We start from the raw sequence: 15,351 nt of genomic DNA, 5'->3' as shown, positions 1-15,351 counted from the left end.
AGAGAATCTGTCGCTAACTGGTTTATAATTAATCAGTTAGCGATAAAGCGCTTCTCATCCGTCAGGACCTGCAGCAACAGGCTCAGCTGCGGTTTCTGGTCCTTCAACCGTTCACCCTGTAGATTATACGTCTGGTAATTTCCGTTACTGTTCAGCACCAGCGTCAGCGTCGGTGTGGTCACCGCCAGCGTGTTACCGTCTGCTGATGTCACCCAATTATGGCGGCGCGCGGCGCTGAAAAGATCCTGCCCCTGCGAATACTCGTTTGCTGGCGTACTGACGTGCAGCAGGCGTTGCATCAGGGTCGTCATAACATCTTTATGTTCAGTGAGCATATTGATGCGCTGCGCCGGCGTTCCCGGCCAGTGGATCACCAGCGGTACATGCAGGTTCGGGCGTGACCAGCTCATGCTCTTCGTTTCGTCGCCGAGCGGTACACCATGGCCTGCGGTCACAATCACGACAGTGTTATCGAGCTTGCCTGATTCGCGTAGCGCGTCAAGAACGCGGCCGATCTGCGCGTCAACATTGCTGGCCGCACGGCTGTATCGGCGGGCAAAGCCAGTCTGGTTGCTGTCGTCAAGCGTGGTGCCGTTAAAGGCCACCCACGAGAACCAGCGGTTATCTTCCTGGGCGTAGCGCTGCAGCCAGTTTATCCACTGGTTTGCGGTCTGGGTATCAGACTGGCTCTGCGCAGCAGGCAGCGAGAAATCAGACAACAGCGCCTGGCGGTAGAGTGGGCTGTTAAAGCCATCGGATGAGAACAACCCTAACTGATAGCCTTGCTGATTCAGTCCGGTAATTAGCGCCGCAGGAATGCGTGCAGCCAGAACGCCATCCATGTATCCGGCAGAAATGCCATAGAACAGGCCAAAGATGCCCGCATCGGTAGTGTTCCCGGAACTCATATGCTGGGTGAACGAGACGTTTTGACTCGCGAAATCGGCCAGCGCAGGCATCTGCTTCTCGTAACGGGAATAGTTCAGACCATCGACGGTAATCAGCAGGACGTTTTGTCCGCGGCCCATATCGCGATAGCGCAGTTCACTCAGCGGATACTGAACGCTGACCGCTTCCGGATTACCCTGTTCGACCAGACGACGCTGATACTCCTGGGCATCTAACAGGCCGTGTTTCTCAAGGAAACGACGGGCCGTCATGGGGTACGAGAGCGGCAGGTTGGCACGCTGCATCGTAATGGGGCGATAGAAGTTCGCATCCGCCCAGATGTACATGATGTGCGAACTGATAAATGAGATGAAAAAGAGTGCGGCGACGGGCTTCGCGTAGTGGCGGCGTCGGGTCAGGCTGCGGAGCTTTTGCCAGCTCCAGGTGGCGAACAACATCTCAATCAGCAGGATCACCGGGACGCTGATAAACATCAGCTGCCAGTCACGAGCCGTTTCGTTCTGGTCAGGGTTGATCACCAGTTCCCAGACGATAGGGTTAAGATGCAGGTGGAAACGGGTGAACACTTCACTGTCGATAAGCAGCAGCGTCATCCCTGCTGTGGCAAGGATCGCGGATAAGAACCGCATCAGACGCTGCGACATGACGATAAACGTCAGAGGAAACAGGATCAGCAGATAGGTGGCGAATACCAAAAAGCTAAAGTGACCGACAACGCTTATCCAGGAGTAGATACGCCCGGTTAGCGTGGTTGGCCAGTCTGCGACAAACAGATAACGACAGCCAATCACCGCCGCTAACAGAATGTTAAACAGGGCAAACCAGTGTCCCCAGCTGACCATCTGGGAGACTTTTTCACGGTAGCGCTGACGATTCGTCACCATAAACTGTTGTTCGTTTCCCTTAATGGGCTTGGTCGTTGCTGACGGATGACTGTAACGCCTGGGCGAAAGATTTTGCGATCGCCTGACGCTGAGCCGGAGCAACGCTGGTGTTGATAAGGTTGGTGACCATATTTCCCAAAACCATCAGGGAGAGATCGGCCGGCGTTTTATGTTTTTCCAGTACGTTGACCAGCTCACTGAGCAGTTGTTCAACGTGTTCATCACTGTAGCGGGAATGTTGTGGCATAAATCAAAATCAGTTTGTTGATGAAAGGGCAACATATTACCGTAGCAACAGCTTTTTTTCCCCTTTTTTATCTGTTGTTGCACACATGTCCTGGTGGTGGTTGAATACCGCCCGGTCTAAAAGGAGAGTTTATCATGAGTCTGGAAATCAACCAGATTGCCTTGCACCAGCTTATCAAGCGTGATGAGCAAACCCTTGAAGTGGTGCTACGCGATTCGTTACTGGAACCCACGGCGACCGTTGTGGAAATGATGGCTGAGTTGCATCGCGTCTACAGCGCCAAAAATAAAGCCTATGGTCTGTTCAGCGAAGAGAGTGAACTGGCTGATAGCCTGCGCCTGCAGCGTCAGGGGGAAGAGGATTTCCTGGCGTTTAGCCGCGCGGCCACCGGGCGTCTGCGCGACGAGCTGGCAAAATATCCGTTCGCTGACGGCGGCATCGTCCTGTTCTGCCACTATCGCTACCTGGCGGTAGAGTATCTGCTGGTTACCGTGCTGAATAACTTGAGCAGCATGCGCGTGAATGAGCAGCTGGATATCAGCTCGACGCATTATCTGGATATCAACCATGCGGATATTGTGGCGCGGATTGATTTGACCGAGTGGGAAACCAACCCGGAATCGACCCGCTACCTGACCTTCCTGAAAGGGCGTGTGGGCCGTAAAGTGGCCGATTTCTTTATGGATTTCCTCGGCGCCAGCGAAGGACTTAACGCCAAAGCGCAGAACAAAGGGCTGTTGCAGGCGGTAGATGACTTTACGGCTGAGGCGCAGCTCGATAAATCTGAACGCCAGAACGTGCGTCAGCAGGTTTACAGCTACTGCAACGAACAGCTGCAGGCGGGGGAAGAGATTGAGCTGGAGTCGCTGTCAAAAGAGCTGGCGGGCGTCAGCGAAGTCAGCTTCCAGGCGTTCACCGCAGAGAAAGGCTATGAGCTTGAAGAGAGCTTCCCGGCGGATCGCAGTACGCTGCGTCAGTTAACCAAATTTGCCGGGAGCGGCGGTGGGTTAACCATCAACTTCGATGCCATGCTGCTGGGGGAACGTATCTTCTGGGATCCTGCCACCGATACGCTGACCATCAAAGGCACGCCGCCAAACCTGCGCGATCAGCTTCAGCGTCGCACCTCGGGCGGTAAATAATCGCCATAAAAAAACCCCGCCGAAGCGGGGTTTTTCTCGACAGGTTTGCGATTACGCGCGAACGAAGTCGATGTGAGTCAGTTTTGGCTTGAACGCGTGACGCTGAACAGCCTGAACTTTCACTTTTTCTTCTTTACCGCCAACAACGATGGTCAGAACTTCGCTGTAGAATTCAGCTTTGGTCTGCAGGTTCCATACTTTGTCGTGATCCAGTTCGATTGCAACTGGAGCAGCTTCGCCACCGTAAACGATAGCCGGGAACTTGTTAGCGGTACGCAGGCGGCGGCTCGCACCCTTACCCTGCACGTTACGTACTTCTGCTTCGATAGTGAACATTGATTTCTCTCTGTATTTAAAACCCTACTACAGGCGACCCAGCAGCAGGTGAGTGTTCTGCCCCACGGATGTGAAGCGGGCGGCATTTTATACTCAAACGCCGCTCACATCAATGAAAAGTCCTGCTAACCACGCAATTCGTTTGCCCGACGATAGCGACCTTCATAGTCAAAGACCTTCTCACGTACCTGCCAGAACTGGCCTTTCTTGCGGGCGACAACAAAATCCGGATGGCGCAGCAGCGCCTGCTGATGCACGATATCTGCCACGGTGATCCAGCGCAGCGGCACGCCAGGCGTGCGGGTATGCGGGCGGATAAACAGTTGCTCAAATGCCGTGCGCTGGGCTGGCGTCTGTACCCGGAACCGCTCGCTGACGTCAGCGCCGTCCTCGTCGTAATAGGTAATTTTTAGCCACTCGCCTTTTTCATCCGCGCCCGGCTGTAAGGCCATGCCGGAACAGCGCAGCACCAGCGCATCTTTCAGCTTCAGCGCCGCTTTCAGCATGTCGTCCGGGTCGACCAGCACCGTGTCGCACTCACGGCAGCGGCGGGCGGCAATGTCATTTTCGGCGTTGCACTGTGGACAGTTTTTGAAACGAAAACGGAAATCGCACTGCTCGCGATGCCCGTCATCATCTTCAAACCAGCCCTGACAGCGGCGGCCAAAGTGTTCGATCAGCGTGCCGTCGGCGGTGGTTTTCCCCCAGAAGGTGTTGGCAAACCCGCAGGCTGGACAAAACACCTGTACCGGCACGTTGTCACTTTTGCCTTTTGGCGTGCCCACTTCGGGAGAGTAAAGATCGTGCGGGTTACCGGCGTAATCGAGGATCAGACAGTCAGTTTTGCCCGGTGCCAGGCGCAGACCACGACCGACAATCTGCTGATACAGGCTGACGGATTCCGTCGGGCGCAAAATCGCAATCAGGTCGACGTGCGGGGCGTCAAAACCGGTGGTTAGCACGGAAACATTCACCAGATAGCGGAACTGCTGGGCTTTAAACGCCTCAATCAGTCTGTCACGCTCAGGGCCGGGCGTTTCGCCGGTAATTAACGCAGCGTCGTCAGCGGGGAGCAGTCCGGTAATTTCTCGCGCGTGCTCGACTGTCGCGGCAAAGATCATCACCCCTTTGCGCGTCGCGGCAAACTCCTCAATCTGGCTGATGATATGCGGCGTTATGCGCTTTTGCTTATTCAACTCCTGGTTGAGATCCGCTTCGCTGAATAAGCCGTTGCTCTGCGCCTGTAACCGGCTGAAGTCGTACTGTACCACCGGCATATCCAGCCGCTCGGGGGGCGTCAGGTAGCCGTGTTTAATCATGTAGCGCAGCGGAAGTTCGTAGATACAGTCGCTGAACAGCGCTTTTTCATCGCCACGCACCATGCCGTGATAATGAAAGCGGTAAATCCAGCCTTTGCCCAGGCGAAACGGGGTTGCCGTCAGGCCCAGCAGGCGTAAGTGAGGGTTCACCTCTTTCAGGTGCGTGAGGATTTGCTGATACTGGCTGTCGTCGTCATCGCTGATGCGGTGACACTCGTCGACAATCAGCAGCGAAAATTCGCTGCGAAACAGATCCAGGTTGCGGGCGACCGACTGCACGCTGCCAAAGACAACCTTACCGTGGCTCTCTTTACGCTTGAGCCCGGCGGCGAAAATATCGGCCTCCAGCCCCAGCGCGCAATACTTGGCGTGGTTTTGCGCGACCAGCTCTTTGACGTGCGCCAGCACCAGCACGCGGCCACGCGCCAGGCGGGCCAGCTCGGCAATGACCAGGCTTTTGCCTGCGCCGGTCGGGAGGACAATCGCCGCCGGTTCCCGGTGTTTGCGAAACCAGGCGAGGGTGGCGTCAACGGCTTCCTGCTGATAGGGACGAAGTGTAAAAGTCATGGTGTCTCAGTTTCGTTAATCCGCATATAGTATGCCACGAAACTTTTTCCCTTGAGTGGCGCAACCAGACCATTATACTGAACCGTTCCTGACTGCTTCTTTTTCGGACGCACGGTCCGACTTCCAGCACCATTAAGGCTAAAAAGATTTCATGCGACTTGATAAGTTTATCGCTCAGCAACTCGGCGTAAGCCGCGCTATTGCCGGGCGCGAAATTCGCGCCAGCCGCGTTACCGTGGATGGCGACATTGTGAGAGACAGCGCTTTCAAACTTCAACCTGAGCATCAGGTTGAATACGACGGCAATCCGCTGACCCAGCAGAACGGCCCGCGCTACTTCATGCTCCACAAGCCGGAAGGCTACGTCTGCTCAACGGACGATCCCGATCACCCGACGGTACTCTATTTCCTCGACGAACCGGTGGCACATAAGCTGCATGCCGCGGGCCGCCTCGACATCGACACCACCGGGCTGGTGCTGATGACCGACGACGGGCAGTGGTCACACCGTATTACTTCCCCACGTCACCACTGCGAGAAAACCTATCTGGTCACGCTGGAGTCGCCGGTTGCGGATGACACGGCAGAGCAATTCGCGAAAGGCGTTCAGCTGCATAATGAAAAAGACCTGACTAAACCGGCGGTGCTGGACGTGATCACGCCGACGGAAGTCCGTCTTACCATCAGCGAAGGGCGTTACCATCAGGTTAAACGCATGTTTGCCGCAGTGGGTAACCGCGTTGTCGGTCTGCATCGCGAACGTATTGGCGCAATCGCGCTCGATCCCGACCTGGCGCCTGGCGAATATCGCCCGCTGACGGAAGAAGAGATCGCCAGCGTCGGTCTGCCTTCGCACTAATTTCAGGAGATTTCTGTGACCACCAGGCCACACTCGTCGTTCAAAATTGTCTTCATTCTTGGCCTGCTGGCCATGTTGATGCCGCTGTCTATAGATATGTATCTGCCCGCGCTGCCGGTCATTTCCGCGCAGTTTGGCGTACCGGCAGGCAGCGCACAGATGACGCTCAGCACTTATATTCTCGGCTTTGCTCTCGGCCAGTTATTGTACGGCCCGATGGCCGACAGCCTGGGGCGCAAACCGGTTATTCTGGGCGGAACGCTGGTCTTTGCCGGGGCGGCGGTGGCCTGCGCGCTGGCGCAAACCATCGATCATCTGATTTTCATGCGATTTTTGCACGGTCTGGCCGCTGCTGCAGCGAGTGTGGTGATCAACGCCCTGATGCGTGATATCTACCCGAAAGAAGAGTTCTCCCGCATGATGTCGTTTGTCATGCTGGTGACGACGATTGCGCCGCTGATGGCTCCGATGGCCGGTGGGGCGGTTCTGGTGTGGTTTAGCTGGCATGCGATTTTCTGGATCCTGGCGCTGGCTGCACTGCTGGCCTCTGCAATGATTTTCTTCTTTATTGATGAAACGCTTCCTGCCGAGCACCGCCAGAAATTCCACATTCGCACCACAATAGGTAACTTTGCCTCGCTGTTTCGCCACAAGCGCGTGCTGAGCTATATGCTGGCAAGCGGGTTCAGCTTCGCCGGGATGTTCTCCTTCCTGAGCGCCGGGCCGTTTGTTTATATCGAGCTGAACCATGTTTCTCCGCAGCACTTCGGCTATTATTTTGCGCTCAATATCGTCTTCCTGTTTGTACTGACTATTATTAACAGCCGCTTTGTCCGGCGGGTCGGCGCGCTGAACATGTTCCGCGCCGGGCTGTGGATACAGTTTGTGATAGCTGTCTGGCTGGTGGTCAGTGCATTCCTGGGCGTGGGCTTCTGGGCGCTGGTGATTGGCGTGGCGGCCTTTGTGGGCTGCGTGTCGATGATATCCTCAAATGCGATGGCGGTGATCCTCGATGAATTCCCGCATATGGCGGGAACCGCATCGTCACTGGCGGGGACGTTCCGCTTCGGCATTGGCGCCATCGTCGGGGCATTACTGTCTATGGCGACCTTCACCACGGCCTGGCCTATGCTATGGGCGATGGCGTTTTGCGCAACCAGCTCCGTCCTCTTCTGTCTTTATGCCAGCCGGCCACGGAAAGCGGCTCATTGATGAGCAGATAAGGCCCGACAGGGCCTTTTTTGTTGATACATATCAACCAAACCCGCGTTCGTTTATCCCGTGTTTGTTTATTTTATGTAAAATCTATTTATGTAAAAAGTCACATCATTGTATTCAAAAAGGTTGAGTTAGATCGCAGAAACGGGTACATATAGCGCCGACGCGAACCTCTATACCGATAAAAAAGCGCTGAATAGTGCAGGTTAGCGATGATGTGTTACTATAAATGTAAATAAATTGTGAAGTAAATTTTGCTTCCGGGGAACGAACGTGAATACATTACAACTCTCCATTGTCCATCGCTTGCCCCAGAGCTATCGCTGGTCGGCGGGTTTTGCAGGTTCGAAAGTTGAACCGATTCCGCAAAACGGCGCGGGCAGTGACAATTGCCTCGTGGCGCTCAAACTGTTGAGCCCAAGCGACGAAAATGCGTGGCGGGTGATGGAGCGTCTCAGTCAGGCCCTGACGGATATCGAAGTGGACAGCTCCGTACTGGAGTGCGAAGGCGAGCCGTGCCTGTTTGTTAAAAGCCAGGATGAATTTGCCGCCACCTGCCGTCTGAAAAACTTTGGCGTTGCGATTGCTGAGCCTTTTTCCGGCCAGTACCCGTTCTGAGCGCTAGTCTGCTGCCAGCAGCTGGCGCGTGTAGCTCTGCGTTGGCGCAGTAAAAACGCGCTGGCATTCCCCCTGTTCGACCACCTCACCCTGTCGCAAAACAATCACCTGATGGCATAGCGCCCGTACCACCTGCAGATCGTGGCTGATGAAGATATAGGCCAGCCGATGCTTTTCCTGTAGCCCTTTCAGCAATGCCAGAATCTGCGCCTGGACGGTTCTGTCCAGAGAGGAGGTGGGTTCATCCAGAATAATCAGCTCCGGTTTCAGGATCAGCGCACGGGCGATGGCGATACGCTGGCGCTGCCCGCCGGAAAATTCCGCCGGATAACGGTGACGGGTATCGGGATCTAAGCCCACTTCGGCCATCGCCTGTATGACCTCCTGCTCACGCTGCTGCGCGTTCAGGCCGGGCTGGTGAACGCGCAAACCCTCTTCGACAATCTGCAACACGCTGAGGCGCGGGTTAAGCGAGGAGTTGGGATCCTGAAACACCACCTGCATACGCGGGCGCACCGGCAGCATCTGGCGGCGGTTCCAGCGGTGCAGCGGCATGTCGTCAAAAAGGATCTCGCCCTGAGAGGCAATTAAGCGCAGCAGTGCCAGACCGGTGGTGCTTTTACCCGAACCGGATTCGCCCACCAGCCCCAGGGATTCACCGGGACGCAGCGAGAAGCGGATATTTTTCAGGACCGGGTTTGGGTCGACGATACGCCGCAGAATGCCTTTGCGGATCGGGAAGGAGACGGACAAATCCTCAACGCGCAGCAGCGGAGTGCTGTCCGCCGTGAGCGGAACCGGGTCGCCGGAAGGTTCGCTGTTGAGCAGACGTTGCGTATAAGGGTGCTGTGGCGCGTTTAGCAGCGTGGATGCGCTATTCTGTTCAACGCATCGGCCGTTTTGCATGACCGCGACGCTGTCCGCCAGCTTTTTCACAATACTCAGGTTGTGCGTGATAAAAAGCAGGCTCATGTTCAGCTCGTCGCGCAGCTCCCGCAGCAGCGTCAATATTTGCGCCTGCACCGTCACGTCCAGCGCCGTCGTCGGCTCGTCGGCAATTAACAGTTCGGGCCGGGTGAGCAGAGCCATGGCAATCATCACTCGCTGGCGTTCACCGCCGGAGAGCTGATGCGGAAAATCATTCAGCCGTTTGGCCGCATTGCGTATGCCCGTCCGTTCAAGACAATCCAGTATTTCCCCTCGCGCAGCCTCTTTGCGCATGCCCCGGTGCAGAGACAAGACTTCATAGAGCTGTTTCTCCAGGGTATGCAGGGGGTTGAGAGAGACCATGGGCTCCTGGAAGATCATGGCAATTTTATTGCCGCGAATACCGCGCAGGGTATGTTCGTCGGCATGAAGCAGTGAACTGCCGTGAAAAAGAATATCCCCCTGCGGATAGCTCGCCGGTGGTGAAGGCAGCAGCCGCAGGATAGAGAGCGCTGAAACACTCTTACCTGAACCGGATTCCCCCACCAGGGCCAGCGTTTCACCGCGCTGGATCTGCAGCGACAAATCGGTGACCACGGTGCGCGTCTCACCCTGTTTCGAGAAAGCAATCGACAGGTTATCAATACTGAGAAGAGGCTGGGTCATCTTATACCGCCTTATTGGGGTCAAAGGCATCGCGCACGGCTTCGCCAATAAAAATCAGCAGCGAAAGCAGCACGGCCACGGAAAGAAAGGCGGTGATGCCTAACCACGGTGCCTGAAGGTTATTCTTGCCCTGCAGCAGCAGTTCGCCGAGCGACGGTGAGCCCAACGGCAGGCCAAAGCCCAGAAAATCCAGCGAGGTGAGGGTGGTAATGGAGCTGCACAGAATAAACGGCAGGAAGGTGAGCGTGGCCACGACGGCATTAGGCAGCATATGGCGGAAGATGATCCCCCGGTCGCTCACCCCAAGCGCCTGCGCGGCGCGAATATAGTCGAAATTACGGGTGCGCAGGAACTCCGCCCGCACGACACCTACCAGCGCCATCCAGCCGAACAGAACGGTGATGCCGAGCAGCCACCAGAAGTTCGGCTGTACCACGCTGGACAGCAGGATGATCAAAAATAGCGTTGGCATACCGGACCAGACTTCGATGATACGCTGGCCCCACAGGTCAATTTTCCCGCCGTAGTAGCCCTGAACGGCACCCGCCACCACGCCCATCACGCTGGAGAAGAGTGTCAGCATCAGCCCAAAGAGAATTGAAATCCGTGTGCCATAGAGAATGCGTGCCAGCACATCGCCACCGTTAGCGTCCGTCCCCAGCCAGTTTTGCGTCGAGGGCGGGGAAGGGAAGGGGGTCGTGGTGGCAAAGTTTATGCTGTTCGCACCAAAACGCACCGGCGCCCAGAGGGCCCAGCCGTGCTGCTCAATCTGCTGGCGCAGCCACGGATCCTGATACTCCGCCGGTGTTGCAAACGGGCCACCAAAGTCGCTTTCGCTGTAGTTAGCCAGCACCGGCACATACCAGCGGTCGTTAAAATGCACCAGCAGCGGTTTGTCGTTGGCGATAAGCTCCGAACACATGCTCAGGACAAACAGGACGGCAAAAATCCACAGCGACCAGTAGCCGCGACGGTTGTGGCGAAAACGGGCCCAGCGGGCCTGGTTGACGGGGCTTAAACGCGGCATCAGCGGCCCTCAAAATCAATTCGGGGATCGACCAGCGTATAGCTGATATCGCTGACGATATTCAGCAGCAGGCCAATCAGGGTGAAAATATAGAGTGTGCCAAACATCACCGGATAGTCACGCGACACGGTGGCCTCATAGCCCAGCAGCCCCAGACCGTTGAGCGAGAACATCACCTCTATCAACAGTGAGCCGGTAAAAAACATACTGATGAACGTGGCGGGAAATCCGGCAATCACCAGCAGCATGGCGTTGCGGAAGACGTGTTTCCACATAATCTGCTTCTCGCTGACCCCTTTGGCGCGGGCCGTGACAACATACTGCTTGCGGATTTCATCGAGAAACGCGTTTTTGGTCAGCATGGTCAGAGCGGCAAACCCACCGATCACCGTTGCCAGAACCGGCAGCGTGATATGCCAGAGATAGTCGGTGATTTTCTGATACCACGGCAGCGTGCTGAAATCGGCGGAGACTAAACCTCGTAGCGGGAAGATGTCGAAATAGCTGCCCCCGGCAAAGAAGACGATCAGCAGGACGGCAAACAGGAACGCCGGGATGGCATAGCCGATGATGATGAAGGTGCTGCTCCAGATATCGAAGCGGCTGCCGTTGTAAACCGCTTTACGGATCCCGAGCGGGATAGAGACCAGGTAGATAATCAGCGTTCCCCACAGCCCCAGCGTGACCGAAACCGGCAGGCTTTGCTTGATCAACGTTAACACTGACGCACTGCGAAACAGGCTATCGCCAAAATCAAAGCGGATATAATCCCAGAGCATCTTGAAATAGCGCTCGTGAATGGGCTTATCGAAGCCGTAGCGGTGGGTGATCTCGGCGATCACCTCAGGATCAAGCCCGCGCCCGCCGCGATAGTGGCTTTCACTGATATTCCCCACGCCGGTACGCGCATGGCTCGCGCCCATGCCTTCGCCGCCGCCGCCGGGCATACCGCCGTTGTTACCAAACTCAATAGCAGCAATCGCCTGATCGACCGGGCCGCCGGGGGCGATTTGCACGATAAAAAAGTTAATGGTGATGATGGCCCACAGCGTGGGAATGACCAGCAGCAGACGGCGAATCAGATAGGCACCCATGATGATTCCTTATCGCCGCTCAGCGGGCAGTCTGGCGGCTTTATTGACGTCATACCACCAGGTGTCAAAGCCCAGCGAGTAGACAGGGCGCACGGCAGGTACGGAGAATTTATCCCAGCGAGCCAGACGGTCTTCGCCCATATACCACATGGGCAGCATGTAGTAGTTCCAGGTTAAGACCCTGTCGAGGGCACGGCCGAGCGGCAGGAGTTTTTCTTTATCGCCCTGCGCCGCCACAATTTTCGCAATCAGCGCATCAATCGCCGGGCTTTTTACGCCTGGCGCATTGTATGAGGAGTCAATGTAGCTGGAAGCCCAGGAAATTTGCAGGTCCGAGCTCGGCCACGGCTGAGCCTGCCACAGACGCTGCATCATGTCGTAATCACGGTTGCGCATGCGGTTGGTGATCTGCGCGTTATCGACCTGGCGAATGTTCATGGTAATCCCCAGTCTCTCCAGGTTGTGCTTAAACGGCAGTACCCACTGATCGTTGCCCCCGGATGAGAGCAGCAGCTCAAAGCTGAGAGGCTTACCCGTTTTGGCATCCACGCGCTTTTGATTTTTAAGGTGCCAGCCCGCCTCATCCAGCAGCTTGCTGGCCTTAAGCAGGTTGTCGCGGTCGTAGCCGTCACCGTTTGAGGCCGGGGGCTGAAAGACCGTGGTAAACACCTCCGGCGGCACTTCCGCCTTCAGCGGGGCCAGCAGAACCAGTTCGTCGGCTTTCGGATAATCACGCGCGGCATATTCCGTATTCTGGAAATAGCTGTTCGCACGGCTGTAAGCCCCGTAAAACAGCGCTTTGTTCATCCATTCAAAATCAAAGGCCAGGGAAATCGCTTCCCGAACGCGGCGGTCAGCGAATACCGGACGCTGAATATTAAACGCCAGCCAGCGCGTGTCCTGGGCGGATTCGTTTTTATGCTCGTCTTTAACGATATAGCCTTTCGCGAAATTCTTGCCGATATAACGGGTTGCCCAGTTTTTCGCGCTGCTCTCCACGCGTAAATCGAAGGCGCCCGCTTTGAACGCTTCAAATGCGACATTATCGTCAAGGTAGTAATCATAGCGAAGGGCGTCGAAATTCCAGCGCCCACGGTTTACCGGCAGGTTTGCCGCCCAGTAATCTTTCACCCGGGAATAGACCACGTACTGCCCCATGCGCCAGTCGGTGATGCGGTAGGGGCCGCCGGCCAGCGGCGGCGTGGAGAGCGGGTCGCTGAGCTTATGCTTTTTCCAGAACGATTCAGGCATAACCGGCAGCGAAAACAGGCTGAGCATATTCTCTTTATTCGGCTCGCTCAGCTCAATGCGCACGGTCAGGGGGGCAATGGCGCGCACCGTTGCGCCTTTATACACAATGCGGAACTGGGGTACGCCTTCGGTCATAAATTTATGAAACGTAAAGGCCACGTCGCTGGCCTTAACCGGCGAGCCATCGTGAAAACGGGCCCGGGGGTTGAGCGAAATTTCGGCCCAGGCGAAGTTATCCGCATAGCGGACATTATCAGCAATCAGCGGATAGTAGCTGCCGGGTTCATCATCGGAGGTCACAAAAAGCGTATCGTAAAGGGATTCCGTTCGCGCCGCCGCGACGCCACGCAGGGCGAAGCGGTTAAAGTTGTCAAATGTTCCCGTGGCGGAGAGCGTGACCTTTCCGCCTTTGGGGGCGGCAGGATTGACGTAATCGAAGTGCGTAAAATTGACCGCGTACTTTGGCTCGCCAATCACGGCGAACGCGATGTTTTCTTTGATGGTTTGCGCCTGGCTCGACAGGCTTGCTAATACCAACAAAAGCAACATGAAGCGCATAAACATCTCGCGGCGGCTCCCTTTTTTACAGACCGGCTCAGTTAAGCTGAATAATAAGTGACGTCACAGGCAATGTGAAATTATTCGGCCTGAGACGACACCTTATTTTGCCAGGTACGGAACTGTTCCAGCGGCATAGGACGGCTAATCCAGTATCCCTGTAGGAAGTGGACGCCATGCTCACGCAGCCAGGCTGCCTGTTCCGGCGTTTCCACCCCTTCCGCAACGGTTAACATATTCAGCTTTCTTGCCAGCGTCAGCACAGCATCCAGCACCGGAGAGGTGACGGTTTCGGTGCCAATTGCGTTGACAAACCCACGGTCGATTTTCAGGTAGTCCATGGTGAAATGTTCAAGATAGATCAGCGCACTGTGGCCGGTACCGAAATCATCAATGGCGATTTCGAATCCTTCGTTATGTAGCCATTCGAAGAGGCTGCTGGCTTCCCGATGGTTAAGCATGTCGCGCTCGGTGATCTCCAGCACGATCTGGAAGTAATCTGGCGGCAGTAAGCTTTTGAAGGTGCGCATATCATCTTTGAAGCTTTCCGCATGCAGATGCCCCGGCGCGATATTGATCCCCAGTTTTGCGCCCGGCGGCAGCACGGTTTGTAACACCGGCGCATCGCGAATGATGAGGTCAAACAGATGCAGCGTCAGCGGGACAATCAGTTTTTGCGCTTCGGCAAAATTGATAAAGGCGTCCGGTGGGATCTCACCCATGGTCGGGTGTTTCCAGCGCATCAGCACTTCAACGCCCCGCATCTGAAGTGCATCCGTATCCACCACTGGCTGATAAACCACATAAAACTGACCGCGCTTGATGGCGCTCAGAATTTCTTTGCCCGGGTTGAGACGCAGGGTGAGGATGTAGAAGTTAAGCGACCCTGCCGCAATCCCGCATAACAGTCCGAAGAACAGGGCGAAGAGGATCTCGTCGCTCGTCCACTCCCTGGCGTACAGTTTGATGGTCAGAGGGACCTCTGTGAGCGTCGCGGTGCGCGCAGGCGTTTGATGTAAATCACGCGCCCTGACGAGGGTGCTTGAGGCGGTGGATAATGCATTGTCGCCGATGATAATCGCGATGCCGGCAAACTCTTCCTGGCGCGCGGTATAAAGCAGGTACGGCGTCAGGTTGAGATTCACCGAGGTGAATACGCCGCCGTCCTCCACTAACGGATTACGATACCAGATGGCAATGGCGGGTCTGTTGGGCAGCATGGGCGTGCCGGGCAGCAGTGCGATATCAATCTGCTTGTTGATGTGCAGTTCGGGTATCAGCTCCTCCATCGGCGTATTCATCGGCCCTGTGGCTGACGAGCAGAACGCCATTTTGTTTCTGACCAGCAGAAAGGCGCGCACGTTGATGCTGAAGGCCGCGCGCGAGGTAAGCTCCGCGTTAACGTCCTGGCAATTATTCAGCGTGAGCGGCTGGAGTACGTCGATCGAGGTTTTCAGCTCCTCGAAATAGTTCTCCATGTAGATGCTCACATCCTTAATTAGCGTATCGAATCGGATTTCCCGCTTATGGTAGCTCCAGAAAAATTGCAATGATCCCAGTAGGATAGCCGCGATCAGGCCGGTAATAATGCTGAAGAACAGTATCTTGCGATGACTGGCGAAGTAGCGGGTGAGCATAAACGTCGTGATTCCTGAATTGCCGCTGATTATATTCAGTGTAACGGGCAAAAAAAAGCACCGCCTAAGCAGTGCTTTTTTTTATTATATCG

13 protein-coding genes are annotated in these 15,351 nt (G+C 55.7%); 4 read left to right on the top strand and 9 right to left on the bottom strand.

From position 1 onward, the window contains the following. Window positions 1–32: 32 nt before the first annotated feature. Both yejM and L3068_RS15460 read right to left on the bottom strand, forming a co-directional pair. Window positions 33–1,793 carry an LPS biosynthesis-modulating metalloenzyme YejM gene (gene yejM, locus L3068_RS15465; RefSeq protein ID WP_023330941.1) on the bottom strand — a complete coding sequence of 587 codons (1,761 nt, stop codon included), beginning with the start codon at window positions 1,791–1,793 and terminating at the stop codon, window positions 33–35. A 19-nt stretch (window positions 1,794–1,812) separates the two neighbouring features. Then, window positions 1,813–2,040, bottom strand: coding sequence for a YejL family protein (locus L3068_RS15460; protein WP_117580821.1), 228 nt, complete (start codon window positions 2,038–2,040; stop codon window positions 1,813–1,815). A 134-nt stretch (window positions 2,041–2,174) separates the two neighbouring features. Here L3068_RS15460 and yejK point away from each other — a divergent pair, with 134 nt between their 5' ends. After that, window positions 2,175–3,182, top strand: coding sequence for a nucleoid-associated protein YejK (gene yejK, locus L3068_RS15455; RefSeq protein WP_014884595.1), 1,008 nt, complete (start codon window positions 2,175–2,177; stop codon window positions 3,180–3,182). A gap of 51 nt (window positions 3,183–3,233) precedes the next feature. On the opposite strand, the gene rplY is transcribed toward yejK, so the two are convergent. Together rplY and radD are read right to left on the bottom strand one after the other, a co-directional pair. Continuing rightward, window positions 3,234–3,518: a 50S ribosomal protein L25 gene (gene rplY, locus L3068_RS15450; protein WP_014884594.1), complete on the bottom strand. Its 285-nt coding sequence runs from the start codon at window positions 3,516–3,518 to the stop codon at window positions 3,234–3,236. 125 nt (window positions 3,519–3,643) lie between these two features. Further along, window positions 3,644–5,404, bottom strand: coding sequence for a DNA repair helicase RadD (gene radD, locus L3068_RS15445; RefSeq protein WP_045281821.1), 1,761 nt, complete (start codon window positions 5,402–5,404; stop codon window positions 3,644–3,646). 151 nt (window positions 5,405–5,555) lie between these two features. Between radD and rsuA the strand changes: the two genes are divergently transcribed. The 3 genes from rsuA (at window position 5,556) to L3068_RS15430 (ending at window position 8,099) form a co-directional block, all read left to right on the top strand. Continuing rightward, entirely contained in the window at window positions 5,556–6,263 is a 708-nt protein-coding gene (rsuA, locus tag L3068_RS15440) for a 16S rRNA pseudouridine(516) synthase RsuA (RefSeq protein ID WP_014884592.1), read from the top strand. A 15-nt stretch (window positions 6,264–6,278) separates the two neighbouring features. Then, window positions 6,279–7,475: a Bcr/CflA family multidrug efflux MFS transporter gene (locus tag L3068_RS15435; RefSeq protein ID WP_050862909.1), complete on the top strand. Its 1,197-nt coding sequence runs from the start codon at window positions 6,279–6,281 to the stop codon at window positions 7,473–7,475. Between the two features lie 279 nt (window positions 7,476–7,754). Beyond that, window positions 7,755–8,099 carry a YejG family protein gene (locus tag L3068_RS15430; protein ID WP_014884590.1) on the top strand — a complete coding sequence of 115 codons (345 nt, stop codon included), beginning with the start codon at window positions 7,755–7,757 and terminating at the stop codon, window positions 8,097–8,099. A 3-nt stretch (window positions 8,100–8,102) separates the two neighbouring features. Here the strand turns inward: L3068_RS15430 and yejF are convergent, their stop codons facing one another. From yejF to pdeN, 5 genes are all read right to left on the bottom strand, one after another. After that, a complete protein-coding gene (gene yejF / locus L3068_RS15425; RefSeq protein ID WP_014884589.1) occupies window positions 8,103–9,692 on the bottom strand; it encodes a microcin C ABC transporter ATP-binding protein YejF in 1,590 nt (529 codons plus the stop codon). 1 nt (window position 9,693) lies between these two features. Continuing rightward, a complete protein-coding gene (locus tag L3068_RS15420; protein ID WP_014884588.1) occupies window positions 9,694–10,719 on the bottom strand; it encodes an ABC transporter permease in 1,026 nt (341 codons plus the stop codon). Next, window positions 10,719–11,813 (bottom strand): microcin C ABC transporter permease YejB, encoded by a 1,095-nt coding sequence (locus tag L3068_RS15415; protein WP_032636009.1) that lies wholly within the window; start codon window positions 11,811–11,813, stop codon window positions 10,719–10,721. The genes L3068_RS15420 and L3068_RS15415 overlap by 1 nt, the downstream gene beginning before the upstream one ends. A gap of 9 nt (window positions 11,814–11,822) precedes the next feature. Then, a complete protein-coding gene (locus L3068_RS15410; RefSeq protein WP_117580823.1) occupies window positions 11,823–13,628 on the bottom strand; it encodes an extracellular solute-binding protein in 1,806 nt (601 codons plus the stop codon). Between the two features lie 74 nt (window positions 13,629–13,702). Continuing rightward, window positions 13,703–15,259, bottom strand: coding sequence for a cyclic di-3',5'-guanosine monophosphate phosphodiesterase PdeN (gene pdeN / locus L3068_RS15405; RefSeq protein WP_236904722.1), 1,557 nt, complete (start codon window positions 15,257–15,259; stop codon window positions 13,703–13,705). Between the last annotated feature and the right edge of the window lie 92 nt (window positions 15,260–15,351).

This window comes from Enterobacter cloacae complex sp. ECL414 (genome assembly GCF_021869685.1).
GTDB classification, from domain to species: Bacteria; Pseudomonadota; Gammaproteobacteria; order Enterobacterales; family Enterobacteriaceae; genus Enterobacter; species Enterobacter kobei.
Note: the sequence above shows the minus strand (reverse complement) of the source record. Positions and strands in the feature narration are given on the sequence as shown.

Excerpts from the sequence above, each read along its gene's own strand:
- yejM (WP_023330941.1), bottom strand. The coding sequence starts at position 1,793 with ATGGTGACGAATCGTCAGCGCTACCGTGAAAAAGTCTCCCAGATGGTC.
- L3068_RS15460 (WP_117580821.1), bottom strand. The coding sequence starts at position 2,040 with ATGCCACAACATTCCCGCTACAGTGATGAACACGTTGAACAACTGCTC.
- yejK (WP_014884595.1), top strand. The coding sequence starts at position 2,175 with ATGAGTCTGGAAATCAACCAGATTGCCTTGCACCAGCTTATCAAGCGT.
- rplY (WP_014884594.1), bottom strand. The coding sequence starts at position 3,518 with ATGTTCACTATCGAAGCAGAAGTACGTAACGTGCAGGGTAAGGGTGCG.
- radD (WP_045281821.1), bottom strand. The coding sequence starts at position 5,404 with ATGACTTTTACACTTCGTCCCTATCAGCAGGAAGCCGTTGACGCCACC.
- rsuA (WP_014884592.1), top strand. The coding sequence starts at position 5,556 with ATGCGACTTGATAAGTTTATCGCTCAGCAACTCGGCGTAAGCCGCGCT.
- yejF (WP_014884589.1), bottom strand. The coding sequence starts at position 9,692 with ATGACCCAGCCTCTTCTCAGTATTGATAACCTGTCGATTGCTTTCTCG.
- L3068_RS15420 (WP_014884588.1), bottom strand. The coding sequence starts at position 10,719 with ATGCCGCGTTTAAGCCCCGTCAACCAGGCCCGCTGGGCCCGTTTTCGC.
- L3068_RS15415 (WP_032636009.1), bottom strand. The coding sequence starts at position 11,813 with ATGGGTGCCTATCTGATTCGCCGTCTGCTGCTGGTCATTCCCACGCTG.
- L3068_RS15410 (WP_117580823.1), bottom strand. The coding sequence starts at position 13,628 with ATGTTTATGCGCTTCATGTTGCTTTTGTTGGTATTAGCAAGCCTGTCG.
- pdeN (WP_236904722.1), bottom strand. The coding sequence starts at position 15,259 with ATGCTCACCCGCTACTTCGCCAGTCATCGCAAGATACTGTTCTTCAGC.